Source organism: Deinococcus psychrotolerans (genome assembly GCF_003860465.1).
Taxonomy (GTDB): Bacteria; Deinococcota; Deinococci; order Deinococcales; family Deinococcaceae; genus Deinococcus; species Deinococcus psychrotolerans.
This window is the reverse complement of the sequence record NZ_CP034183.1, coordinates 1,758,958-1,780,650: the sequence shown is the minus strand read 5'-3', so window position 1 is coordinate 1,780,650 and position 21,693 is coordinate 1,758,958. Positions and strand designations below refer to the sequence as shown.

Sequence of the window (21,693 nt, the reverse complement as noted above, 5' to 3'; positions counted from 1 at the left end):
TGTGTTCTGGGACATGCAATGGGGGGTAGAGGTGAGCGACCAACCTAAACAGCCGACCAAGAAGTTTGATTACAGCCTTCACTACGCCGAACTCGATCTCCGCGCCCATCCTGAGTTGTACCGAATCGGCGTGGGCGAGCAGGGCGTCTTGCTGGTGCAGCCGTACAAGGCCGAGATTTTACCGCACTGGCGCTTTGCCACGCCCGAAGCAGCAGAGGAGAGCAGCCAGAAGATTTACCAGTTGTTTCTAGATTATTTGGCGGCGGGTGACGTGGTGGGCGCGGACATGGCCCGCAAGTTTTTGCAGATGGGGTATACCCGTGCTCGGCGCTACGCCAACCACAAAGGCGGCAAAAAGTACGACGGGCCAGTTCCAGACGACAAAAAAGGGGTGAGCGGCGCACATGGCCGCCCCGAGTTGCCGCGCACGCCTGAAGACCCCGTCAAAGCCGAGTCCGCCCGCATCTTTAAGGCCAAGTGGGATGAAGCGGCGGCCAACGCCGAGTACAAACAGCTCAAGCAGGAGCACAGGGAGCGGTACGGGTGAGCGGAGCCGAAGTGAATCGGTTCAGCCCTCACTTCACCTCAAAGCCCATCTCCCGCAGCGCTTCCTCGGCGGCCTGCTGATCTTGCGCCGAGCTGCCGCCCGAAAGGCCGAGGCCGCCGATCACCTGCCCATTTTCCACCACCGGATATCCGCCGCCCAGCGCCGTCATGCGCGGGTGGTGGTTGAGCGGCGACACTTCGGGGCTCTGGACGATTTCGTTCCAAACGTGGGTGGGGCGGCCAAACGAGGCGGCAGTCCAGGCTTTGTTGATCGCCACCTCCGCCACCAGAAAGGGCGCGTGGTCGGCCCGCTCAAAAGCCCGCAGGTGCCCGCCCGTATCGGTCACAGCAACCGCCATGTCCACGCCGAGACGCTTGGCAGCGGCGCGGGCCGCCGCAATGAGTTCGAGCGCCGCGCCGCAGGAAATGTTGGGCGTAGAAACGGATTTGGCTGGAGTGCTGGTCATGTGGGTGCTCCTTGGTGAACTTTGAACTCGCGCTCAGCGCACCGCCGTTCCCTCGGCTGTTTTCTCTGCAAACTGCTCGCGCAACTCTCGCTTGAGAAACTTGCCCGTCGCGCCAATCGGAATGGCGGCCACCACTTCGTAGGCGTCGGGCAGCCACCACTTGGCGAATCGGGGAGACAGAAAGGCGGTCAGCTCGGCGTGGCCCGGGTGGTCGTGGCCTTGCCGCAGCACCAGCACTGCCAGCGGCCTTTCGTCCCACTTGGGATCGGGCATGGCGATCACGGCGGCCTGCGACACGGCGGGGTGGGCCATCAGGGCGTTTTCCAAATCCACGCTGCTGATCCACTCGCCGCCGGATTTGATCAGGTCTTTGGCCCTGTCCTGAATCTGCATAAAGCCGCGTCCGTCGAGGGTGGCGATGTCGCCGGTATCAAACCACTGCTGGCCGTTAATCTCCAAGAAGTTGTCCTGGCCTGCGCCGCCGTAGTAGCTTCCGGCGATCCACGGCCCGCGTGTAATGAGGCGGCCCATGCTTTTGCCGTCGTGTGGCAAAATATTGCCCTCATCATCCAGAATTTCGAGTTGCACGGTGGGCACCGCCACTCCCTGCTTGGCGGCCAGCGCGTAGCCGTCGTCGCTGGCAAACTTTATTCCCGGTGGCGTGATGCTGACCGTGCCGAGCGGGTGCGTTTCGGTCATGCCCCAGGCCTGGGCCAGCTTGAGGTGGTGGCGCTCCGAAAACGCCCGAATCAGCGCTTCGGGAGCGGCCGAGCCGCCCACCACAAGGCGCTCGAGCTGGAGTTGATACGGCTTGCCAGCTTCGGCGGCGCGGTCAAGCTCGGCCAGCAGTCCCATCCAGATGGTCGGCACGCCCGCCGTGATGGTCACTTGCTCGTCTTGCATCAGCTTGGCGAGGCTCGGGCCATCTGAAAATGCTCCGGCAAACACCAGTTTCGCGCCGTAGAGCGAGCAGGTGTACGGCAGCCCCCAAGCGTTGACGTGAAACATCGGCACAATCGGCAGCACGGCGTCGCTTTGACCGACGTTCAGCGCGTCTTTGGGCGCGGAGGCGAGGCTGTGCAGCAAAGTGGAGCGGTGCGAGTAGGTCACGGCTTTGGGGTTGCCGGTCGTGCCGGAGGTGTAACACATGCCCGCCGCGTCGGTTTCCAGCATCTCGGGATAGCGGCTTTGCGGCGCGTGGTTCATGATCCAGGTGTCGTAGTCCTCGACGCCGTCCATGGGTTTGGGCAGCGGCCCCAGCACCACGATTTTCTCGATGCTGGGGCAGTTTTCCAAGATGGTGGGAATCTTGTCGGCAAATAGGTTTTCGATCAGCAGCACTTTATCCTCGGCGTGGTTGATGATCCAGCAGAGTTGGTGGGGGTGCAGCCGAATGTTGAGGGTGTGCAGCACCGCGCCGGAACTGGGAACGCCCAGATAAGCCTCCAAGTGCCGGTAGGAGTTGACCGCCAACGTCGCCACCCGCTCGCCCGGCCCCACGCCCGCCGCCGTGATGGCGCTGGCCAGCCGCAAGGCACGTTCAGCGACCTCGCCATAAGTGGTGCGGTGAAGTTTGGCAGTGGGCTGGCCGTCTTCGCCGCGTCCCGCCACCATCAAGCTGACAATTTCGCGCTCGGCAAAAAAGTGACGGGCGCGTTCGACGATTTCGGGAATGAGCAGTGGAACGTCCATCATGGTGCTTTTCATCAGGGTTCTCCTTGAAACAGTGGGGAAAGTTGGGAAAGTGGGCCGTGAGTTGTGCTGTGGTAAGCAGTCTAACCAAAGTGAGTGGGTGGAGCGGCGTGCTGGCTTACGTGGCTTCCTGTTTTGGGAGTAGTGCGGCCCACTGCTTAACTGGCAGCCTGTCCCAAAAGCCCTGTGCTGCCCGTTGACAGTTGGTCTGAGCGCCCGCCCCGCCGCTTGTGCTTTTCGTGTCAGCGCGGCCGTGAGAATCTTGAGCCATGTCTGGTTCTTCACCGTTGGAGCGCGGCGCGGCGGCAGTCTTGACCGCGCTGGCACTCGGTTGCGGGGCTTGGGCGCTGCTCCCTGCCTTCAGTCCCGCTCTGCACCGACCAACCGTGACCCACGCGGCGCTGCCCGTTTCGGCCACCGCTGAGGCCGCCCCAACTTATGCCACCACCGCCAGCGTGAGGCCGCTGATTTCTGGCAGGCTCAATCTCAACACCGCCACCGAAGAGCAGCTCGAAGCCCTGCCCAGCATCGGCCCAGCACTGGCTGCCCGCTTAATCGCTGCCCGCCCGTATCACACCCTCGCCGACCTTGACGCGGTGCGCGGGGTGGGGCCGGTGCTGCTCGGCAAACTGACCCCACTCGTGTCGTTTTGATGCTGGGATTCACGTGGCGCTGAGTTGGAATCCGGCTACCGGAGAAGTGCAGGCGGACGCGACCTACTCGCCGCGCCGCTGGCCCGTTCCGGCTTATCCGGTTCCAGCGGCGCTGGCAGTCATTGGCGGCGTGCTGCTGGGCTTCGGAGCGCTCTGGGGCGCGGCGGTACTTGTTGTGGCCCTGGCGCTGAGCTGGCCTGCCGGCAAGGGTTGGCTGCTGGGGGCCTGTCTGGTGTTGGCGGTGTGCGGCTTCGCGCGCGAGCGGGCCTGGCAAGCCGCTCCCGACGCGCTTTTAAGCTGGGTGGGTGCTCAAGCCACCCTGATTGGCGACTGGGACGGCCAACTGCTGCACCTCAGTAGCCCTGCGGCGGCAGTGGCGCTGGCACCCAAGCCCAAGGGGCCAGCCGGACGCCTGACCGTCCGTGGGCGGCTGGTTCGCCCAGAGGGTCGGCGCATTCCTGGCGGCTTCGATTACGCGTTTTGGCTGCGGATGCAGGGTGTGCGCGAAGTCTTGGTGGCCGCCGAGATCAAGCATTTGAAGCCTGAAGGCGGGGTGCGCGGTTGGTTTCGGCGGGGCCTGAGCGCCGGTCTCTCACCGCGTGAGTCGGCCCTGCTACGGGCTGTGGAATTGGGCGAGCGCAACGATATCTCGCAGGAAAGCTTCAATGACGGCCTGAATGTCCGCGACGCTTTCACGCGGGCGGGTTTGGCACACCTGATGGCGCTCAGCGGGCAAAACGTGGCGCTGCTGGTGGGAGCGCTGACTTGGCTCCTGGCCCGTTTATTGCCGCTCAAATGGACAAACGCCCGCTACCCGCTGATGCTCACGGTGCTGGCGGGTTTTTTATGGTTGGTCGGCCCCACGCCCAGCATCACCCGCGCCGTGCTGATGGGCGTCTTGGTGCTGCTCTCGTTGTGGCTGGGGCGCGGTAAGCTCGACGTCTACGGTGTGTTGGGCTTGGCGGCCATCGCCAGCTTGCTGTATCAACCGGCTTGGTTGTTTGACGTGGGCTTTCAACTTAGTTTTCTGGCGGTGCTGGGCCTGAGTGTGTCAAACAGGGTCGCTGCTCTGCTGCCCGCAAAGTGGCCGCTGTGGCTGCGCCTCGCGCTGGTCGCCACCCCCTGCGCCGAACTCGCCACTTTGCCGGTGGTGCTGCACACCTTCGGCCAGTTGCCGCTGCTGAGCCTCCCCGCCAACCTCGCCGCCGCCGCGCTGATGGCCGTGCTGGTGCCGCTCGGCTACCTCGCCGGACTGCTGGGGCCTCTGGCGGTGGCGGTCAATTGGGCGCTCGGCCCGCTGTCGGAAGCGCTGCTGAAAGTGGTGGATATTTTTGGCCGCGCTCCGGTGCTGACCTGGGGAATGATCAGTCCGGCAGGGTTCGCGGTTTACGCGGTATTTGCCGCTGCCGCTGTGCTGACCCTTTACCGCCTCCTGCCGCTGTGGGTCTTGCCGCTCACCGCCTTGCTGGGCGGCGTGTCCACTGCTTTGCCGAGCCTGCTCAACCCACCCAGCGAAATCGTCTATCTGGACGTCGGACAGGGCGACAGTTCGCTGATTCGCACTCCCAAGCTCACCATGCTGATTGATGGCGGCGGCACTCCCAGAGGCGATTACGACGTCGGCAAAGGCACGGTGCTGCCTGCCTTGCGGGCCATGAACGTGCGCTCCCTCGACGTGATGGTCGCCACCCACGCCGACGCCGATCACATCGAAGGCCTGATCAGCGTGCTGCTGGGCTTGCCAGTAGGCGAGTTGTGGATCGGTCAGCGCAAAGACGACCCCAATCTCAATATGCTGCTCAGAGCCGCCGAGGCCCGCCACGTGCCGGTGCGCGAAGTACGGCGCGGTGACAGCGTACAAGCCGGAAAAGCCACCTTCACGGTGCTGTGGCCCACTGGCAAAGTCTGGTCGGATGCCGACAACGAAAATAGCGTGGTCATCAAGTTCGATACGCCCAAGTTTCACACCGTCTTTCTGGGCGATCTTCCCGACCCGCTGGAAAGTGAGCTGGGCGTCGGCAAGTTGGATGTTCTCAAAACGGCCCACCACGGCAGCCGCTTTTCGAGCGGTCAAGCGTTTTTGGACGAAACCCGCCCGCATGACGCCGTCATCAGTGTCGGGCGATCTAACAGTTACGGTCACCCCAACCCGCAAGTGCTCGACCGCCTTCAAGCGTCCGGTGTAAAAGTCTGGCGCACCGATCAGGTGGGAACCGTGCGCTGGCCCTTGCCTTGACGGTGTGGCTGTCGGCTTAGCGTTGCAGTCGGCGAAAAACAGCAACCCTAACTCCTGCCTTTTGGCTCAGTGGTAGGGCTACACTCCAGCCATGTCTCTTTCCGTTCGCCGGGTCACCGATCCGCATGACCCCGCCCTTGAGGCCTTCGGGCGCATTCAGGAAGCCGCCTACTATCAGCCGGAGATGCTGATTCCCGCTGAATATTTTGGGCCGATGATTGTTCAACCGCCGCAGACTGGCCAGCGCCAGAACATTATTTTGGTGGCCGAGCAAGGCGGTGAGGTGGTGGGCGGCACCCTCTTTCACCTGTTGAGCAGTGGTGCGGGCTTCAGCTCATTTATGGGGGTGGCCCAGTCGGCGCGGGGAACGGGAGCCGCCCGCGCCCTGCACCGAGCCCGAATGCAAATCATCGGTGAGGTGGGCGCGGTGGGCGTATTCGCCGACGCCGTACACCGCCAAGCGCTCAGCGCCGAAGATTTGGCCGCCGAAGCGCGGGTGGGCAGCGACCCCACTTTGCGGCGCGTCAAGCTGGGCGCTCTGGGCTTTTTTACAGTGGACATTCCGTATTGGCAACCTGTCGGCGGCCCCGAGGGTGGCCCGCTCAAAGACTTAGATCTGCTGTACTGCCCGCTCGAAACGTCTGGGACTGTTTCACTGAGATTGGTCACAGATACCATGCAGGCGTACTGGCAAAGCTGGTTGGGCGCTGATCGGGCCGCCGAAGAAGCCGCAGCACTGGCGCAGCGCACCGAACCAAACCCAACTGGACAAAGCTCAGTGGCGCTGCTGAGTGCCACCGAGCGGCCCAAGGCTTTTTCCCAATCTTGAAACTCAGTCGTCGGCGCTGACCGCTTCCTGCTTAGGTGAGGCCTGCTGCGCTGCGCTGCCACGCTCCGCCTGAATAAACTCAGCCGCCTTCTCGGCAATCATGATGGTCGGGGCGTTGGTATTGCCGCGCACGACACTGGGCATGATGCTGGCGTCGGCGACCCACAGGCCTTCCAAGCCGCGTACCTTGAGGCGCTCATCGACTACGGCGAGGTCGTCGTGGCCCATCTTGCAGGTGCCGACCGGGTGGTAAATGGTCATGGCCTGCGCCCGAATGTACTCGCGCAGGTCGTCGTCGCTTTGAACCTCTGCGCCCGGCATGGCTTCGCGGGTGCGGTACGCCGAAAGCGCTTCTGACTCTCCGACTTGCCGCGCCAGCCGCATTCCGCGCAGCAGCACGTTCATATCGGCTTCGTCCGAGAGGTAATCGGGTTCGATCAGCGGCTGGGCCTGCGGATCGGCGCTGGCCAAACGGATACGCCCCCGACTCTTTGGCGCGACCAGCGAAGGCAGCAGCGTGAAGTGGTGGCCGTCCAATTCCAAAAAGCCGTGATCCACGAACAGCGCTGCGCCGTTGTGAAACTGCAAATCTGGGGCGTCTAGGGCAGAATCGGATTTCATAAAGCCGCCGGTTTCAGCGATGTTGCTGCACAGCATCCCTTGCTGGTCACTCATGTACAGCGCGAAATTGGCTTCGCTGGTGGCGTCTTTGAGGCTCACCGTCTGGGTTTCGTAAACCAGCGGCACAAACAGGTGGTCTTGCAAGTTCTGGCCCACGCCTGGGAGGTCGTGCAGCACTTCGATCCCTGCCGCTTCCAGTTCCCGGCGCTCGCCAATGCCCGAAAGCATCAGCAGGTGCGGGCTGGTGATCGCTCCCGCCGCCAGAATTACGCCCCGCTCGGCCCGAACCGTGTGCAACTGCTCGCCGCTGAGGTACTCGGCCCCCACCGCTCGCCCGCCTTCCAGCACAATGCGGGTGACATGCGCTCCAGTGCGGGCTTCCAGATTGGGCCGTGCCAGAGCCGGTTTGAGGTAAGCGCTGGCCACCGAATGCCGCACCCCGCTTTTCTGAGTGACCTGATAGCGCCCGACGCCTTCTTGCGACTCGCCGTTGAAGTCACTATTGGCCGGGAAGCCGATTTCCTCAAAACCGGCCGTGATGGCGTCGCAAATCTCGTGGGTGTACCGTCGGTTCTCGACGTGCAGCGGCCCGCCCGCGCCGTGAAACGCACCCGCGCCGTTTTCGTTGTCCTCGGCCTTGATGAAATACGGCAGCACTTCGTCGTAGCTCCAGCCCGAATTGCCCGCCCCGGCCCAAGCGTCGTAGTCGGCGCGGTTGCCGCGAATGTAGACCATCGCGTTGATGCTGCTCGAGCCGCCGAGCATCTTGCCGCGTGGCCAGTACAATTTGCGCCCGGACAGATGCGGCTGCGGCTGCGTTTCGTAGTTCCAATCCAGCGGCGACTTGAACAGTTTGGCAAAAGCCGCCGGAATGCCGATTTCCGGCGCTTCGTCCGGCACGCCCGCTTCGAGGAGCAGCACCCGCGTTTGGGCGTCTTCGCTCAGCCGCGCCGCGACCACACAGCCGCCTGAACCCGCGCCGATCACCAGATAATCCACAGAAGTTGGAGCGGTTTCGCTTTTGCCCTGCGTCATGTGCCCTCCACGCCAAAGAAGTGGGAATGACCACCCTGCCTCACGGATTTGAGGTGCGGCGGTAGAACTTGGATTGAAAAGACTTCAGTTCGCGTTGAGCCAGCATACGCCCGTGGAAGACCAAAAAAAATGAGCCCCGCTTCCCAATTGGTGGGAGCGGAGCCAAACGTCGGGCTAACCTTTAAGCGGCGGGCGCTTCGCTGCTGGTTTCTTCCGCGCCACGCCGGGTGCGGTTGGGGCGCTCGGCGGTGGTTTCTGTCGGCGCGGGGGTGCTGGCGGTGGGCGCAGTGGCCGCAGGAACGTTGGCAGCGGGCGCGTTGGTCGTAGAGACACCCGAGATGCGGCCCAAAGTTTCGCCAAAAGCCCGCATGGCGTCGCTGGCTTCCAGCTCAGACACGGCGCGGGCATTGAGGGCTTTGAGTTCTTCGCGGGTCACGGCGTATTCGGGCGCGTCGTGACCCTTAAGGCCGCGCAGCACGCTGTACGCGCTGGCCGACTCGATCTCCGCGCCTTTGGTGGTCGTCACGGTGCTGGCGCTCTCCATCCCCGCGCCGATCAAGGTGATGTTGTCGGGCGAGACCATCGTGACCCTATCGCCGCGCTCCTCCATGTGGGCGGCGAGTTGCAACAGGCCGCGCAAATGAAGCATGTGCTGAAACAGTTCCAAGTGCGCGGTCATCGCGCCCGCTTTCTTCAAGAGGTTATCCATACTGGTATTATTACGGTGTTGGCGTAATTGTCAAGCTCGAATTAAGCTGGACGAATCAAAATGAAGAAACGCTCAAGTCAGGTTGAGGTCAAAGCGTTGCCGCTCGGTATATGACTGCCCCGCTCGGTCTTTGCCAAACAGCACCAACTGAGAAGCCGTGAACGCCAGCGGCTGAGTTTCCAGATCGCTGAACTCCTGCTGAGCGCTTTCGATGGCCTGCTTCCAAGTCACGTTGAGGCTGCGCCACTCCAGCGCCAAAGTCAGGTGCGGGTGGTAGTTCTCCAAAGCAAAATCGCCGGGTGCTTGGCCCAGTTCGCTCACCAGGTTGCGGTGAAGCTCGTGCAAAGCGGGCGCGTCCACCGACAAAAAAATTACCCGCGAGCCGAAAAAGTCCACGCGCCCAAGAGTGACGGGCGCGGCGGTCTGGCGCTCAGCCACCGCTGCGGCCACGCTTTGCCAACGCTTTTGGGGCAGCGCGGCAGGAGCCAGCAAGGTCACGTGCGGCACGGTGATGACGTGTTCCAGTTTGGCTTGCCAGGCCAGTACACGGGCCGTGAGTTCGGGCGGCGGGGTGATGCCAACAAAAAAGGGAGGCAAAGAAGGTGCAGGCATGCCTTAGCCTAAAGCCATGAACTTCTTGGTATTGGGCGGCACCCGCTTCGTGGGGCGGCAAATAGTCCTAGAACTCCTCGGGCGTGGCCACCGCGTGAGCATCCTGACGCGCGGGCAAACCGACGACGACCTGCCGCCGGAAGTGGAGCGGCTGCGCGGCGATAGAGACGCGGGCGATTTGAGCGCTCTCACGGGCCGCACCTGGGACGCCTGCTTGGATGTCAGCGGCTACGTGCCCCGCGTGGTGACCCAGAGCGCTGAACTCCTCAAAGACGCCGTGAAACGCTATCTCTTTATTTCCACCGTCAGTGTTTATGCAGACGGACAGAGCGGGCCGATCACCGAAGATTCAGCCTTGGCCGTCTTGGAAGACTCTAAAAGCGAGAACATTCAAGCCGACTACGGAGCGCTCAAAGTGGTCTGTGAAGCGCAAGTGCAGCGGATCTACGGCGAGCGGGCCACCACCATACGCCCCGGATTGGTGGCGGGGCCGTTCGATCACACTGGGCGTTTCACCTACTGGGTGCTGCGGGCGGAGAGCAGCGGGGCAGCGCTGGCTCCCGGCGACGGTCAGGACATCACTCAGGTAATAGACGCCCGCGACTTGGCAGCGTTCGTGGCGCATCTGCTGGAGCACCATACACCGGGCATCTTCAACGCAGTGGGTGAGCCGATAACGTTTGCCGCTTTTCTCGCTGGAGTCTCAGCGGGCGTGGACGCTCATCCCGATTGGCATTGGATTTCGCAGGCCGATCAGCAACGCCTCGCGGCAGGGGAGAGCTGGCCCATCTACTCGCACCGCGAACCTATTCTCAATATCGAGCCTGTGCGGGCCAAAGCGGCGGGCCTCAAGCTGCGCCCCCTCTCCGACACGGCGCGGGACACGCTGGCCTGGGCCAAGCAAAGCGGCGTTGAGGGCACGGGGCCGAGTGCAGAACGGGAAGCGGCATTGCTTTCTCAACTGTCTTGACGGCGACTCGGCGGCTCAATTGCGAGTTTTTACCCTTGCGCCGCGCTGCACAAGAGCGCTAAGATGCTCCGGTTGGAAACTTCGCGGCTGATTTTTAACCCGTCAAAGTTTCTGCGGATGCGCGGCGTGAACGCTGACCACGCTCGCACAGTTTTAAAGCCACGACTTCGGTGCACGTTTGACCGCGCCGGAGCACTGTTCAAGCCCTAGCGCCTGCCGAGCAGCAAGGCAGCGCCAGCCACCCACTGAGGAGTGATTTACTCTGCCCACTACCCAACAGCTGCTCCGCAAGGGGCGCACCACTTTGCAAAAAAAGAGCAAAGTTCCCGCCCTCAAAGGCAGCCCTTTCCGGCGCGGCGTTTGCACCGTCGTCAAGACCACCACCCCCAAAAAGCCCAACTCGGCGCTGCGTAAAATTGCCCGCGTGCGCCTGTCCAGCGGTTTTGAAGTCACCGCATACATCCCCGGCGAAGGCCACAACCTTCAGGAGCACAGCGTGGTGCTGATTCGCGGCGGACGTGTCAAGGACTTGCCCGGCGTGCGTTACCACATCGTCCGTGGATCGCTCGACACCCAAGGCGTGAAAGACCGCAACAAGAGCCGCTCCAAGTACGGCACCAAGAAGCCCAAAGCGGGCGCTGCTGCCGCCGGCGCGAAAAAGAAATAAAGAAGTAGGCCGCACTCGATTTGCCGCCTTCTTCGGAGGCCAGGCCAATGAATCAGTGAGTCGTAATTACGCAAATGCACCGTAAAACCGTGCTTCATCAGTAAGCGCTTTGGAGTACCAGGGCGCTGAAGCCCGCCCCCACCGACATTTGGTGCGTTGGGCGTAGAGAGGGAGACAAAATGGCCCGTCGCCGTAGAGCAGAAGTTCGTGAATTGTTGCCCGACCTCGTTTATCAAGATGTGCTGGTCAGCGCCACCATCAACCGCATCATGGAAGACGGGAAGAAGAACCTCGCCAGCCGTATTTTTTACGGCGCGATGAGCGTTGTTCAAGACCGTACCGGCCAGGAGCCGCTCAAGGTTTACAAGCAGGCCTTCGAGAACATCAAGCCGCGCGTGGAAGTCCGCAGCCGCCGCGTGGGCGGAAGCACCTATCAGGTGCCGGTGGAAGTCAGCGTCCGCCGCGCCCAGAGCTTGACCCTGCGGTGGATGAAGTCCGCCGTGGACAACCGTCCTGAGCGCACCGCTGTCGAGCGCCTCGCTGCCGAGATTTTGGATGCGGCGCAGGGACGCGGCGGAGCCATCAAGAAAAAAGACGATGTGGAGCGCATGGCCGAGGCCAACCGCGCTTACGCGCACTACCGCTGGTAAACAAAGCAGCAAGGCAGACGGCGGCTGTAGCGTTTTTCGCTGGGTCGCCGCTTTGTCCGCCTCCCACATACCGCGCTTCAGCACCTAACCTGTTCGTAAGTCAACCCACTCAGGGAGTTTTAAAATGACGATCAAAGCAAGCACCGCTTATCTGGAGCACTTCCGCAACATCGGTATTGCCGCGCACATCGACGCCGGCAAGACCACCACCACCGAGCGCATCCTGTATTACACCGGACGCACCCACAACATCGGCGAAGTCCACGATGGCGCGGCCACCATGGACTGGATGGAGCAGGAGCGCGAGCGCGGCATCACCATCACCGCCGCCGCCACCACGGCCAAGTGGAAGCACTCCGGCACCGACCAGGAATACGTCATCAACATCATTGACACCCCTGGCCACGTGGATTTCACCATCGAAGTGGAGCGTTCCATGCGCGTGCTCGACGGCGCGGTGGCTGTCTTCGATAGCTCGCAGGGCGTCGAGCCTCAGTCCGAAACCGTCTGGCGTCAGGCCGACCGTTACGGCGTGCCGCGCATTGCCTACTCCAACAAAATGGACAAGACCGGCGCGAGCTTTGAGCTGGTGCTGAGCGACATCCGCGAGCGCCTCGGCGCAATCCCTGCTCCCATTCAGTACCCGATGGGCGAGGAAGCCGAGTTCAAGGGCATCATCGACATCGTGCGGATGCAGGCCCATGTCTTCACCAATGACTTGGGTACCGATATCGAAGTCGGGCCTATCCCTGAGAAGTTCAACGCTAAAGTCGCCGAGATGCGTGCTCAGCTGATCGAAGCTGCCGCCGAAGTGGACGAAATCGTCATGGAGAAGTACCTCAGCGGCGAAGAACCCACCATAGAAGAACTGATGTACGCCGTTCGTCAGGGCACCATCGCCAAGAAGATTTTCCCGGTCCTCTGCGGCAGCGCTCTCAAGAACAAAGGTGTGCAGCTCCTTCTCGACGCCGTGATCGATTACCTGCCCAGCCCGCTGGAAGTTCCAGCCATTCGCGGCATTCTGGAAGACAGTGAGGAGACCCACGACTTCCCCGCCGATCCCGAAGGCCAACTCGCCGCGCTGGCTTTCAAGATCATGGCCGATCCCTACGTGGGCCGCCTGACCTTCGTGCGCATCTACTCGGGCACCATGCACAGCGGCTCTTATATTTACAACGCTTCCAAGAACAAGCGCGAGCGTGTGGGCCGCCTGCTCAAAATGCACGCCAACAGCCGTGAGGAAGTTACAGAACTGCGTGCGGGCGAACTCGGAGCCGTTATTGGCCTCAAGGACTCTGGCACCGGCAACACCCTCATCGGTGACGGCGACAACCACGTTCTCTTGGAGAGCATTGACGTTCCAGAACCAGTGATTAAGCTGGCCATCGAACCCAAGACCAAAGCCGATCAGGAAAAGATGGGCGTGGGCCTCCAGCGCCTTGCCGAAGAAGACCCCACCTTCCGCGTCGAGACCGATCAGGAAAGTGGTCAGACCACTATTGCCGGCATGGGCGAGCTTCACCTTGAAATTCTGGTCGACCGCCTCCGGCGCGAATACAAAGTGGACGCCAACGTCGGCGCTCCGCAAGTCGCCTTCCGCGAAACCATCACCCGCGCCGTTGACGTCGAAGGCAAGTTCGTGCGCCAGTCGGGCGGACGCGGCCAGTTCGGTCACGTCAAGATCAAGGCCGAGCCACTCGAACCCGGCTCCGGTTTCATCTTTGAGAACGCCATCGTCGGCGGTACCGTGCCCCGCGAGTACGTCGGCCCCGCTCAGAAGGGCATCGAAGAAGCCATGCAGAGCGGCCCGATGCTCGGCTTCCCCGTCGTGGACATGAAAGTCACCATTTATGACGGCTCGTACCACGAAGTCGATTCTTCGGAAATGGCCTTTAAGATCGCTGGTTCTATGGCCCTTAAAGAAGCCGTCCAGAAGGGCGCTCCGGCCCTCTTGGAGCCGATTATGCGCGTCGAAGTCACCGTGCCCGACGATTTCATGGGAGATATCATCGGCGATCTTAACAGCCGCCGTGGCCAGATTCAGGGCATGGAAGCGCGTGGCAATGCCCAGCTCGTCAAGGCGTTCGTCCCGCTTTCCGAGATGTTCGGCTACGCCACCGACATGCGCTCCATGTCGCAGGGCCGCGCCAGCTACTCGATGTTCTTCGATCACTACAGCCAGGTGCCGAACAACATCGCTCAGCAACTGATGAAGAAGTAACACCAAATTCAAAGAAGCGGGTCATCTCTTCGGAGGTGGCCCGCTTTTTTGACGGGTATTTGACAAAGATAATGTTAAGATGAACCATGAAGCCTGAAAAACTCTCTTGGGTCACGATCCCGCTGCTGATCTCCGTCATTCTGAGCATTTTGGGAATGCTGAGCCTGCCGTTTATAGGCTTTTTCATGAATCTGATTTTCGGTGCCGCTATGAACGATGCTTCAACGACGGCGTCAGACGCTCAAGCGCTCGGCTGGGTCAAGCTTTTTACCGGCTCGACTTTGTGGATCATTTTCTTTTTCAGCTTGGCCTGGACTGTTTTTCAGTTCCTGACCTACCGGGCGATACAGGAAGGCAAAGGCTGGGCCAGAATCGCCGCCATCGTGATCGCCATTTTGGGCCTGCTGAACTTTCCAGTCGGCACGGCGCTGGGTGTCTTCATGCTGGTCGGCGCATTTGACCCTGCTGTACAGGAATACGCCAACCGCTAAGGCCGGACGCAAGTAAAAGTCAAATTTAAAGGGGTGTTTCGCTGTTCGTTGATGTGAGACACCCCTTGCCATTTCCTCCCCAATCCATTATTCTGTGAAGTCGGTGCGCTGAAAAGCGTCGGCGCAACGTGCCGTGAGGCTGGGCCTTGAGAAACTCAAGTGCAGCGGCCCCGGCGGGAATCAACCCAATGTGGACTTTATGCTCGACCGCAACCCGATCAAAGGGAAATTTTCTCTTGTCGCAGAGCAGAGCATGTCGCCCACCACTTGGAGGAGTAATCACATGGCAAAAGGAACATTCGAGCGCAACAAGCCCCACGTCAACATCGGCACGATCGGTCACGTCGATCACGGCAAAACCACCCTCACCGCCGCCATCACCTACACGGCTGCCTCAATCGACGCCAGCATCGAGACCATGCGCTACGACCAGATCGACAAGGCCCCTGAAGAAAAGGCCCGTGGCATCACCATCAATACCGCCCACGTCGAGTACTCCACCGCTGCGCGTCACTACAGCCACGTGGATTGCCCCGGTCACGCCGATTACGTCAAAAACATGATCACCGGCGCAGCCCAGATGGACGGCGCGATCTTGGTCGTGTCGAGCGCTGACGGCCCGATGCCCCAGACCCGCGAGCACATCCTGCTCGCCAAGCAAGTCGGCGTGCCCCACATCGTCGTCTTCATGAACAAGGTCGACATGGTCGACGATGAAGAGTTGCTCGAGCTGGTCGAGATGGAAGTTCGCGAACTTCTCGCCAAGTACGACTTCCCCGGCGACGATGTGCCGGTTGTCAAGGGCAGCGCTCTGCGTGCCCTCGAAGCCTTGACCGCCACGCCTAAAATGGCACGCGGCACCGATAAGTGGGTCGACAACGTCTGGGAACTGCTCGACGCCGTGGACTCCTACATCCCCACTCCTGAGCGCGACACCGACAAGGCTTTCTTGATGCCCGTCGAAGACGTGTTCACCATCACTGGACGCGGCACCGTCGCTACCGGACGCGTCGAGCGCGGGATCGTCAAGGTTCAGGACGACGTCGAGATCATCGGCCTGCGCGATTTGCGCAAGACCACTGTCACCGGCATCGAAATGCACCGCAAGCTCCTTGATTCCGGCATGGCCGGCGACAACGTCGGCGTGCTGTTGCGCGGCGTGGCCCGTGACGACGTGGAGCGCGGCCAAGTTTTGGCCAAGCCCGGTTCGATCAAGCCGCACACCAAGTTTGAAGCTAGCGTTTACGTGCTGAGCAAGGACGAAGGCGGACGCCACAGCGCGTTCTTCGGCGGCTACCGTCCTCAGTTCTACTTCCGCACGACCGACGTGACGGGCGTGGTGGAACTGTCCGAGGGCGTGGAAATGGTGATGCCCGGCGACAACGTGACCTTTATCGTCGATCTGATCAAGCCGATTGCCATGGAAGAAGGCCTGCGCTTCGCCATCCGCGAAGGTGGCCGCACCGTCGGCGCGGGCGTCGTCACCAAGATCGTGGAGTGAGTGAAATGGTAGCCCCTAAAATCCGTATCAAACTGCGTGGCTTTGACCACAAAGCGCTCGACCAGTCGGCCAGCAAGATCGTCGACACCGTGCGCCGTACCGGAGCGGACGTGACCGGCCCCGTGCCGCTGCCGACCCGCATCCGCCGCTTCTGTGTGTTGCGCTCGCCTTTTATCGATAAAGACAGCCAAGAGCACTTTGAAATCCGCACCCACAACCGCTTGGTGGACATCATGAATCCCACCAAGAAGACCATCGACAGCTTGATGACCCTCGACTTGCCCACCGGCGTCGACATTGAAATCAAGACCGTGGGCGGACGCGCATGAGCAAGGGCATTCTCGGTACCAAAATCGGCATGACTCAGATCTGGAAAGGCGACCGCGCCGTTCCGGTGACGGTGGTGCTGGCCGGGCCTTGCCCGGTGGTGCAGCGCAAAACGGCGGCCACCGACGGCTACGAAGCCGTGCAAGTGGCCTTCTCGCCTAAGTCTGAAAAGCGCATCACCCGTCCGCAACTCGGCCACCTCAAGAAAGCGGGCGTCGGCGGCATGCGCTACCTGCGCGAGTTCCGTGACTTCACCCCCGACGGTGACACCATCACTTTGGACATCTTCGGTGAAGGTGACAAGATCGACGCCACCGGCATCAGCAAGGGGCGCGGTACTCAGGGCGTCATGCGCCGCTGGAACTTTTCCGGCGGCCCCGCCAGCCACGGTTCCAAAAAGTGGCACCGCCGTCCCGGTTCGATCGGGCAGCGTAAAACGCCAGGCCGCGTTTACAAAGGTAAGCGCATGGCCGGACACTGGGGCGTCGAGCGCGTCACGGTGCAGAACTTGGAAGTCGTGGAAATCCGCGCCAGCGAGAACTTGATTCTCATTAAAGGCGCGATTCCCGGCATGACCGGCAGCTTGGTGGAGCTTCGTCAGGCCGTCAAGGGAGCGAAGTAATGGCTCAGATTAACGTGGTGGGCGCGAATGCCCGCACCATCGAGTTGGAGTTGCCCAAGGCAAACCCCAATTTGCTGCACGAAGTTGTCACTTGGCAGCTCGCCAAGCGCCGTGCCGGAACGGCCAGCACCAAGACCCGTACCCAGGTCAGTGCGACCAGTAAGAAGATGTACAGCCAAAAAGGCACCGGCAACGCCCGTCACGGCGACCGTGGCGCTCCCAACTTCGTGGGCGGCGGCGTGGCCTTCGGCCCCAAACCCCGCAGCTACGCTTACACCCTGCCCAAGAAAGTCCGTCAGCTCGGTCTGGCGATGGCTCTCTCTGACCGCAGCGAGCAAGGCAAACTGCTGGCCGTGGACGGGTTTAACCTCGACGGCAAGACCAAAGGCTTTGTGAGCTGGGCCAAGGAAAACGGGATGGACGGCTCTGAGCGCGTGTTCCTCGTTACCGACGACGCGAACGCCCGCCGCGCCGCCCGCAACTTGACCTGGGTCACGGCTTTGCCAGTGGCCGGCCTCAACGTCTATGACATCTTGCGCCACGAGCGCCTCGTCATTGACGCCGCCGTGCTGGAACCCGCCAAGACCGATGTCCCCCAATCCAATTCGGAAGGTGAGCAGCAGTGAGCAGCATCTACGAAACCCTGCAAATCCCGGTGATGAGCGAAAAAGCCTACAAAGGCATGGAAAAGGGTGTCTACACCTTCTGGGTCAAGCCCAGCGCCACCAAAACCGATGTCCGCAACGCGGTTCAGCAGGCGTTCGGCGTCAAGGTGGTCAAGGTTACGACCTTTAACGTCGAAGGCAAAGTCAAGCGCGTCGGCAAATTTACCGGCAACCGCAATGACCGCAAGAAGGCCATGGTCAAACTCGCCGATGGCCAGAAAATTGAGGCCCTCGAGGGTCTGGTTTAAGGAAGGTTGAAGCATGGCCGTTAAGAAGTACCGTCCCTATACCCCCTCGCGCCGTCAAATGACGACCGCTGATTTTTCGGGGTTGACCAAAAAGAAGCCTGAGAAAAACCTCACCGAAGCGCTGCCGAAAACAGGCGGGCGTAACCACCACGGACGCATCACCAGCCGCTTTATCGGCGGCGGTCACAAGCGCGTGTACCGCATCATCGATTTCAAGCGTCGCGGGAAGGCTGGCGTCAACGCCAAAGTCGCCTCCATCGAGTACGATCCCAACCGCAGCGCCCGCATTGCCCTCCTGCACTACCTCGACGGCGAGAAGCGTTACATCATCGCGCCGGAAGGCCTGGCCGTCGGCATGATGGTTCAGACCGGCCCCGAAGCTGAACCCAAAGTCGGAAACGCCCTGCCTTTGCGCTTCGTACCCGTCGGCGCGGTTGTCCACAGCGTCGAGCTCACCCCCGGTAAGGGAGCACAGCTCGCCCGCTCAGCTGGCACCAGCATTCAGCTTCAGGGCAAGGAAGGCGACTACGTCATCCTGCGTCTGCCCAGCGGCGAACTCCGCCGCGTGCACACCGAGTGCTACGCCACCATCGGAGCCGTCGGCAACGCCGAGCACAAGAACATCAACCTCGGTAAAGCCGGACGCAGTCGCTGGTTGGGCAATAAGCCTCACCAACGAGGCAGCGCCATGAACCCGGTGGATCACCCACACGGCGGTGGTGAAGGCCGTACCGGTGCAGGCCGTCAGCCGGTCAGCCCTTGGGGCCAGCTCGCCAAGGGTCTTAAAACCCGGCGCAAGCGCAAGAATTCGGATCGTTTCATCATCACCCGCCGCGGCGGGAAGTAAGGAGGGTAGGACATGCCCCGTAGCCTGAAGAAAGGGCCATTCGTGGATGACCACCTCCTGAACAAGGTGGACGCCCAGAACGCCAAAAAAGACAAGCGTGTGATCAAGACCTGGAGCCGCCGCAGTACGGTGGTTCCGGAGATGATCGGTCACACCATCGCCGTGTACAACGGCAAGCAGCATGTGCCGGTCTACGTGAACGAGCAAATGATCGGCCACAAACTTGGCGAATTCAGCCCGACCCGCAGTTACCGTGGGCACGGCTCTGAAAAGTCCGCCAAAGGGAGCAAGAAGAAGTAATGCAGGCTAAAGCGATTGCACGCTACATCCGCATCAGCCCACGCAAGGTTCGCCTTGTCGTGGACGTGATTCGCGGCAAGAACGTCCGTGACGCCGAAGACCTGCTGCGCTTCGTGCCCAAAGCCGCCAGCACCCCGGTGGACAAGGTGCTCAAAAGCGCCAAAGCCAACGCGGTCAACAACCACGACATGATCGAAGACCGCTTGTACGTCTCGCAGATCTTCGTGGACGCCGGCCCGACCCTCAAGCGCCTCATCCCACGTGCGCGTGGTACGGCCAACATCATCAAGAAGCGCACCAGCCACATCACGGTCATCTTGGAGGAGCGAGCCTAATGGGAAATAAAGTCAACCCGAACGGCTTTCGCCTTGGCATCACCAAAGGCTGGAACAGCCGCTGGTACGCCGGCAAGAAAACCTACAGCAAACTGGTCAAAGAAGACGAAACCATTCGTCAACTGGTCAACCGCGAACTCAAGGCTGCCGGCATTGCCCGCATCGAGATCGAGCGGGCTGGTCAGCAAGTCAATGTCATCATCAGCGCCGCTAAACCCGGCATCGTGATCGGCAAGGGCGGCGAGAGCATCAAGAGATTGCGCGGTCAGATCGAGCGTGTGGTGACTGCAGGCACGGTGGCGGTCAACGTCGCCGAGATCCCCAATCCCAACACCTCTGCGCCGTTGGTGGCCCTGCGGATCGCCGAGCAGATCGAGCGCCGCTTTGCTTTCCGCCGCGCCATGAAGCAGGCTGCCCAGCGCGTGATGGAATCTGGCGCACGCGGCGTCAAAGTGGTGATGAGCGGACGCCTCGGCGGAGCCGAGCAGGCCCGCACCGAGAAGGTTCTCGAAGGCCGTGTGCCGCTGCACACCCTCCGCGCCGACATCGATTACGGCACCGCTCTGGCCAAAACCGGCTACGGCATCATCGGCATCAAAGTCTTGGTGTTTAACGGTGAAGTCATCGGTGGTAAAACCGAAGCCGTTGCCAAGCCCGCTCGTCCTGAGCGCAGCGAGCGCCGTCCTGAAGGTGGCGACCGCAACAACCGCCGCCGCCCCACGGCACGCCGCCGCACCGGAGGTGAATGATGCTGCTTCCCAAGCGCACCAAATACCGTAAGCAGATGCGTGGCCGCATGCGCGGTGACGCCAAAGGCGGCGACTACGTCGCTTTCGGCGACTTCGGCCTGATCGCCATGGAGCCGGCTTGGATCAAGAGCAACCAGATCGAAGCCTGCCGCATCGTGATGAGCCGCCACTTCCGGCGCGGCGGGAAAATTTACATCCGTATTTTTCCCGACAAGCCCGTGACCAAAAAGCCCGCCGAAACCCGAATGGGTAAAGGTAAAGGCGCTGTGGAGTTCTGGGTCAGCGTTGTCAAGCCGGGCCGCGTGATGTTTGAAGTTTCCGGCGTGACCGAAGAGCAGGCCAAAGAAGCCTTCCGCTTGGCTGGCCACAAGCTCCCTATTCAGACCAAGATGGTCAAGCGCGAGGTTTACGATGAAGCTCAGTGAGTTGCGCCAAATTGACGCGGCGAACCTTCAAAAAGAAGTCGCTTCGCGCAAAGAAGAACTGATGAAGTTGCGTTTCCAGGGCGCGGTGGGCAACTTGGCCCATCCGCACCAAGTCAAGCAGCTTCGTAAGGAAGTCGCGCAGTTGCTCACCCTTCAAAGCGAGCGTCAGCGCCAAGCTGAACCCAGCCAGGACGGTGACAAGTAAGATGGCCAGAAAGACCCTTCAAGGCGTGATCGTGAGCGACAAGGCTGACAAGACGGTAAGCGTCAAAGTCGAGCGCCGCTTCGCCCACCCGCTGTACGGCAAGATCGTGACCCGCAGTCACAAATACGCGGCCCACGACGAAAACAACGAATTTAAGACTGGCGACCGCGTCGAGATTTTGGCGGTGCGTCCGATCAGCAAGTCCAAGACTTGGAAAGTCACCCAGTTGCTCGAGCGCCCACGCGGCATCGAGACCACTGCGGTGGAAACTGAAGGCGGTCAAGCATGATCATGCCTCAGTCCCGTCTCGACGTGGCCGACAACAGCGGCGCGCGCGAGATCATGTGTATCCGGGTGCTCAACTCCGGCGTCGGCAGTAAAGGCCTGACCACCGGCGGCGGCGGTAACAAACGCTACGCCCACGTCGGCGACATCATCGTCGCTTCGGTCAAAGACGCTGCTCCTCGCGGCACCGTCAAGAGCGGCGACGTGGTCAAGGCCGTGATCGTCCGCACCAGCTTCGCCATCAAGCGGGCTGACGGATCGGTCATCCGCTTTGACAAGAATGCCGCCGTGATCATCAACAATCAGGGCGAGCCTCGCGGCACCCGCGTTTTCGGGCCGGTGGCCCGTGAGCTGCGCGACCGCCGCTTTATGAAGATCATTTCGCTGGCCCCGGAGGTGCTGTAATGCCTCAAGGAAAAATCAGCGCCCCCAAACCGGGCAAGCACCACAGCAACAAGCTCCACGTCAAGAAGGGTGACAACGTGATTGTCAACCGTGGCAAGCACAAGGGCCAGACTGGCACCGTACTGTTTGCCAGCCCTGAAGATCAAAAAGTCGTGGTGGAAGGCGTCAACCTCGTCAAGAAGCACGTCAAGCCCAACCCCGGCAGCACCTCGGGCGGCATCGAAGAGCGCGAAGGCGCGATGCACGCTTCCAAAGTGCAGCTTGTCGATCCTGAAACCGGCAAGGCCACCCGCATCCGCAAAACCATCGTGGACGGCAAGAAAGTCCGCGTGGGCGCTCAGAGCGGCAAAACCATCGATTAAGTTTTGGGGCGCGTCTTA

28 protein-coding genes are annotated in these 21,693 nt (G+C 61.4%); 23 read left to right on the top strand and 5 right to left on the bottom strand.

All coding sequences use genetic code 11. The features are described 5' to 3' along the window. Positions 1-13 precede the first annotated feature (13 nt). Positions 14-547 (top strand): DUF4385 domain-containing protein, encoded by a 534-nt coding sequence (locus EHF33_RS08760; protein WP_124870181.1) that lies wholly within the window; start codon positions 14-16, stop codon positions 545-547. 28 nt (positions 548-575) lie between these two features. On the opposite strand, the gene EHF33_RS08755 is transcribed toward EHF33_RS08760, so the two are convergent. Both EHF33_RS08755 and EHF33_RS08750 read right to left on the bottom strand, forming a co-directional pair. Then, on the bottom strand, positions 576-1,013 hold the full coding sequence (locus EHF33_RS08755; RefSeq protein WP_124870180.1) for a GlcG/HbpS family heme-binding protein: 438 nt from the start codon (positions 1,011-1,013) through the stop codon (positions 576-578). A gap of 33 nt (positions 1,014-1,046) precedes the next feature. Beyond that, positions 1,047-2,720 (bottom strand): long-chain fatty acid--CoA ligase, encoded by a 1,674-nt coding sequence (locus EHF33_RS08750; protein ID WP_124870176.1) that lies wholly within the window; start codon positions 2,718-2,720, stop codon positions 1,047-1,049. A gap of 254 nt (positions 2,721-2,974) precedes the next feature. On the opposite strand from EHF33_RS08750, the gene EHF33_RS08745 reads away from it, so the two are divergent. The 3 genes from EHF33_RS08745 (at position 2,975) to EHF33_RS08735 (ending at position 6,423) form a co-directional block, all read left to right on the top strand. Further along, on the top strand, positions 2,975-3,358 hold the full coding sequence (locus EHF33_RS08745; protein ID WP_124870173.1) for a ComEA family DNA-binding protein: 384 nt from the start codon (positions 2,975-2,977) through the stop codon (positions 3,356-3,358). 46 nt (positions 3,359-3,404) lie between these two features. Continuing rightward, positions 3,405-5,594 carry a DNA internalization-related competence protein ComEC/Rec2 gene (locus EHF33_RS08740; RefSeq protein ID WP_241191106.1) on the top strand — a complete coding sequence of 730 codons (2,190 nt, stop codon included), beginning with the start codon at positions 3,405-3,407 and terminating at the stop codon, positions 5,592-5,594. A 91-nt stretch (positions 5,595-5,685) separates the two neighbouring features. Then, positions 5,686-6,423, top strand: a complete 738-nt coding sequence (locus tag EHF33_RS08735) for a GNAT family N-acetyltransferase (RefSeq protein ID WP_124870167.1) — start codon at positions 5,686-5,688, stop codon at positions 6,421-6,423. Between the two features lie 3 nt (positions 6,424-6,426). On the opposite strand, the gene EHF33_RS08730 is transcribed toward EHF33_RS08735, so the two are convergent. From EHF33_RS08730 to EHF33_RS08720, 3 genes are all read right to left on the bottom strand, one after another. Further along, positions 6,427-8,079: a GMC family oxidoreductase gene (locus EHF33_RS08730; RefSeq protein WP_124870164.1), complete on the bottom strand. Its 1,653-nt coding sequence runs from the start codon at positions 8,077-8,079 to the stop codon at positions 6,427-6,429. 181 nt (positions 8,080-8,260) lie between these two features. Further along, positions 8,261-8,788 carry a multidrug DMT transporter gene (locus EHF33_RS08725; RefSeq protein WP_124870161.1) on the bottom strand — a complete coding sequence of 176 codons (528 nt, stop codon included), beginning with the start codon at positions 8,786-8,788 and terminating at the stop codon, positions 8,261-8,263. 72 nt (positions 8,789-8,860) lie between these two features. Further along, entirely contained in the window at positions 8,861-9,400 is a 540-nt protein-coding gene (locus EHF33_RS08720; RefSeq protein WP_124870159.1) for a 2'-5' RNA ligase family protein, read from the bottom strand. A 16-nt stretch (positions 9,401-9,416) separates the two neighbouring features. Here EHF33_RS08720 and EHF33_RS08715 point away from each other — a divergent pair, with 16 nt between their 5' ends. The 19 genes from EHF33_RS08715 to rplX all read left to right on the top strand — a co-directional run bounded on the left by EHF33_RS08715 (position 9,417) and on the right by rplX (position 21,675). Then, positions 9,417-10,370 (top strand): NAD-dependent epimerase/dehydratase family protein, encoded by a 954-nt coding sequence (locus EHF33_RS08715; RefSeq protein ID WP_124870156.1) that lies wholly within the window; start codon positions 9,417-9,419, stop codon positions 10,368-10,370. A 262-nt stretch (positions 10,371-10,632) separates the two neighbouring features. After that, positions 10,633-11,037, top strand: coding sequence for a 30S ribosomal protein S12 (rpsL, locus tag EHF33_RS08710; RefSeq protein ID WP_041221741.1), 405 nt, complete (start codon positions 10,633-10,635; stop codon positions 11,035-11,037). Positions 11,038-11,216: 179 nt separating this feature from the next. Continuing rightward, on the top strand, positions 11,217-11,687 hold the full coding sequence (gene rpsG, locus EHF33_RS08705) for a 30S ribosomal protein S7 (RefSeq protein ID WP_124870153.1): 471 nt from the start codon (positions 11,217-11,219) through the stop codon (positions 11,685-11,687). A 124-nt stretch (positions 11,688-11,811) separates the two neighbouring features. Beyond that, positions 11,812-13,908 carry an elongation factor G gene (fusA, locus tag EHF33_RS08700; protein ID WP_124870150.1) on the top strand — a complete coding sequence of 699 codons (2,097 nt, stop codon included), beginning with the start codon at positions 11,812-11,814 and terminating at the stop codon, positions 13,906-13,908. A gap of 86 nt (positions 13,909-13,994) precedes the next feature. Further along, positions 13,995-14,399, top strand: coding sequence for a hypothetical protein (locus EHF33_RS08695; protein ID WP_124870147.1), 405 nt, complete (start codon positions 13,995-13,997; stop codon positions 14,397-14,399). A gap of 283 nt (positions 14,400-14,682) precedes the next feature. Further along, positions 14,683-15,900 (top strand): elongation factor Tu, encoded by a 1,218-nt coding sequence (gene tuf / locus EHF33_RS08690; RefSeq protein ID WP_124870145.1) that lies wholly within the window; start codon positions 14,683-14,685, stop codon positions 15,898-15,900. Positions 15,901-15,905: 5 nt separating this feature from the next. Next, the gene (gene rpsJ / locus EHF33_RS08685) at positions 15,906-16,229 is read left to right on the top strand and encodes a 30S ribosomal protein S10 (RefSeq protein WP_109824828.1); all 324 of its coding nucleotides are present in this window, start codon (positions 15,906-15,908) and stop codon (positions 16,227-16,229) included. Beyond that, positions 16,226-16,849 carry a 50S ribosomal protein L3 gene (gene rplC, locus EHF33_RS08680; protein WP_124870141.1) on the top strand — a complete coding sequence of 208 codons (624 nt, stop codon included), beginning with the start codon at positions 16,226-16,228 and terminating at the stop codon, positions 16,847-16,849. Before rpsJ ends, rplC begins: the two co-directional genes overlap by 4 nt. Next, positions 16,849-17,475, top strand: a complete 627-nt coding sequence (gene rplD, locus EHF33_RS08675) for a 50S ribosomal protein L4 (protein WP_124870138.1) — start codon at positions 16,849-16,851, stop codon at positions 17,473-17,475. The genes rplC and rplD overlap by 1 nt, the downstream gene beginning before the upstream one ends. Before the next feature lie 32 nt (positions 17,476-17,507). Then, the gene (gene rplW, locus EHF33_RS08670) at positions 17,508-17,762 is read left to right on the top strand and encodes a 50S ribosomal protein L23 (RefSeq protein ID WP_241191320.1); all 255 of its coding nucleotides are present in this window, start codon (positions 17,508-17,510) and stop codon (positions 17,760-17,762) included. Between the two features lie 13 nt (positions 17,763-17,775). Then, the gene (gene rplB, locus EHF33_RS08665) at positions 17,776-18,609 is read left to right on the top strand and encodes a 50S ribosomal protein L2 (RefSeq protein ID WP_124870132.1); all 834 of its coding nucleotides are present in this window, start codon (positions 17,776-17,778) and stop codon (positions 18,607-18,609) included. Positions 18,610-18,621: 12 nt separating this feature from the next. After that, positions 18,622-18,909 carry a 30S ribosomal protein S19 gene (gene rpsS / locus EHF33_RS08660; protein WP_124870130.1) on the top strand — a complete coding sequence of 96 codons (288 nt, stop codon included), beginning with the start codon at positions 18,622-18,624 and terminating at the stop codon, positions 18,907-18,909. Continuing rightward, positions 18,909-19,244 carry a 50S ribosomal protein L22 gene (gene rplV / locus EHF33_RS08655; protein WP_124870127.1) on the top strand — a complete coding sequence of 112 codons (336 nt, stop codon included), beginning with the start codon at positions 18,909-18,911 and terminating at the stop codon, positions 19,242-19,244. Before rpsS ends, rplV begins: the two co-directional genes overlap by 1 nt. Continuing rightward, positions 19,244-19,993: a 30S ribosomal protein S3 gene (gene rpsC / locus EHF33_RS08650; protein WP_124870125.1), complete on the top strand. Its 750-nt coding sequence runs from the start codon at positions 19,244-19,246 to the stop codon at positions 19,991-19,993. The genes rplV and rpsC overlap by 1 nt, the downstream gene beginning before the upstream one ends. After that, positions 19,993-20,418 carry a 50S ribosomal protein L16 gene (rplP, locus tag EHF33_RS08645; RefSeq protein ID WP_124873005.1) on the top strand — a complete coding sequence of 142 codons (426 nt, stop codon included), beginning with the start codon at positions 19,993-19,995 and terminating at the stop codon, positions 20,416-20,418. Before rpsC ends, rplP begins: the two co-directional genes overlap by 1 nt. Next, positions 20,405-20,623, top strand: coding sequence for a 50S ribosomal protein L29 (gene rpmC, locus EHF33_RS08640; protein ID WP_124870122.1), 219 nt, complete (start codon positions 20,405-20,407; stop codon positions 20,621-20,623). The genes rplP and rpmC overlap by 14 nt, the downstream gene beginning before the upstream one ends. Before the next feature lies 1 nt (position 20,624). Further along, entirely contained in the window at positions 20,625-20,912 is a 288-nt protein-coding gene (rpsQ, locus tag EHF33_RS08635; RefSeq protein WP_124870119.1) for a 30S ribosomal protein S17, read from the top strand. Beyond that, positions 20,909-21,313 carry a 50S ribosomal protein L14 gene (rplN, locus tag EHF33_RS08630; RefSeq protein WP_124870116.1) on the top strand — a complete coding sequence of 135 codons (405 nt, stop codon included), beginning with the start codon at positions 20,909-20,911 and terminating at the stop codon, positions 21,311-21,313. Before rpsQ ends, rplN begins: the two co-directional genes overlap by 4 nt. Then, the gene (rplX, locus tag EHF33_RS08625; protein WP_124870113.1) at positions 21,313-21,675 is read left to right on the top strand and encodes a 50S ribosomal protein L24; all 363 of its coding nucleotides are present in this window, start codon (positions 21,313-21,315) and stop codon (positions 21,673-21,675) included. The genes rplN and rplX overlap by 1 nt, the downstream gene beginning before the upstream one ends. The last annotated feature ends 18 nt before the right edge of the window (positions 21,676-21,693 follow it).

Bases quoted from the DNA above. Each gene is read 5' to 3' on its own strand.
- EHF33_RS08760 (WP_124870181.1), top strand. From the start codon at position 14: ATGCAATGGGGGGTAGAGGTGAGCGACCAACCTAAACAGCCGACCAAG.
- EHF33_RS08755 (WP_124870180.1), bottom strand. From the start codon at position 1,013: ATGACCAGCACTCCAGCCAAATCCGTTTCTACGCCCAACATTTCCTGC.
- EHF33_RS08750 (WP_124870176.1), bottom strand. From the start codon at position 2,720: ATGAAAAGCACCATGATGGACGTTCCACTGCTCATTCCCGAAATCGTC.
- EHF33_RS08745 (WP_124870173.1), top strand. From the start codon at position 2,975: ATGTCTGGTTCTTCACCGTTGGAGCGCGGCGCGGCGGCAGTCTTGACC.
- EHF33_RS08735 (WP_124870167.1), top strand. From the start codon at position 5,686: ATGTCTCTTTCCGTTCGCCGGGTCACCGATCCGCATGACCCCGCCCTT.
- EHF33_RS08730 (WP_124870164.1), bottom strand. From the start codon at position 8,079: ATGACGCAGGGCAAAAGCGAAACCGCTCCAACTTCTGTGGATTATCTG.
- EHF33_RS08725 (WP_124870161.1), bottom strand. From the start codon at position 8,788: ATGGATAACCTCTTGAAGAAAGCGGGCGCGATGACCGCGCACTTGGAA.
- EHF33_RS08720 (WP_124870159.1), bottom strand. From the start codon at position 9,400: ATGCCTGCACCTTCTTTGCCTCCCTTTTTTGTTGGCATCACCCCGCCG.
- EHF33_RS08715 (WP_124870156.1), top strand. From the start codon at position 9,417: ATGAACTTCTTGGTATTGGGCGGCACCCGCTTCGTGGGGCGGCAAATA.
- rpsG (WP_124870153.1), top strand. From the start codon at position 11,217: ATGGCCCGTCGCCGTAGAGCAGAAGTTCGTGAATTGTTGCCCGACCTC.
- fusA (WP_124870150.1), top strand. From the start codon at position 11,812: ATGACGATCAAAGCAAGCACCGCTTATCTGGAGCACTTCCGCAACATC.
- EHF33_RS08695 (WP_124870147.1), top strand. From the start codon at position 13,995: ATGAAGCCTGAAAAACTCTCTTGGGTCACGATCCCGCTGCTGATCTCC.
- tuf (WP_124870145.1), top strand. From the start codon at position 14,683: ATGGCAAAAGGAACATTCGAGCGCAACAAGCCCCACGTCAACATCGGC.
- rpsJ (WP_109824828.1), top strand. From the start codon at position 15,906: ATGGTAGCCCCTAAAATCCGTATCAAACTGCGTGGCTTTGACCACAAA.
- rplC (WP_124870141.1), top strand. From the start codon at position 16,226: ATGAGCAAGGGCATTCTCGGTACCAAAATCGGCATGACTCAGATCTGG.
- rplD (WP_124870138.1), top strand. From the start codon at position 16,849: ATGGCTCAGATTAACGTGGTGGGCGCGAATGCCCGCACCATCGAGTTG.
- rplW (WP_241191320.1), top strand. From the start codon at position 17,508: ATGAGCGAAAAAGCCTACAAAGGCATGGAAAAGGGTGTCTACACCTTC.
- rplB (WP_124870132.1), top strand. From the start codon at position 17,776: ATGGCCGTTAAGAAGTACCGTCCCTATACCCCCTCGCGCCGTCAAATG.
- rpsS (WP_124870130.1), top strand. From the start codon at position 18,622: ATGCCCCGTAGCCTGAAGAAAGGGCCATTCGTGGATGACCACCTCCTG.
- rplV (WP_124870127.1), top strand. From the start codon at position 18,909: ATGCAGGCTAAAGCGATTGCACGCTACATCCGCATCAGCCCACGCAAG.
- rpsC (WP_124870125.1), top strand. From the start codon at position 19,244: ATGGGAAATAAAGTCAACCCGAACGGCTTTCGCCTTGGCATCACCAAA.
- rplP (WP_124873005.1), top strand. From the start codon at position 19,993: ATGCTGCTTCCCAAGCGCACCAAATACCGTAAGCAGATGCGTGGCCGC.
- rpmC (WP_124870122.1), top strand. From the start codon at position 20,405: ATGAAGCTCAGTGAGTTGCGCCAAATTGACGCGGCGAACCTTCAAAAA.
- rpsQ (WP_124870119.1), top strand. From the start codon at position 20,625: ATGGCCAGAAAGACCCTTCAAGGCGTGATCGTGAGCGACAAGGCTGAC.
- rplN (WP_124870116.1), top strand. From the start codon at position 20,909: ATGATCATGCCTCAGTCCCGTCTCGACGTGGCCGACAACAGCGGCGCG.
- rplX (WP_124870113.1), top strand. From the start codon at position 21,313: ATGCCTCAAGGAAAAATCAGCGCCCCCAAACCGGGCAAGCACCACAGC.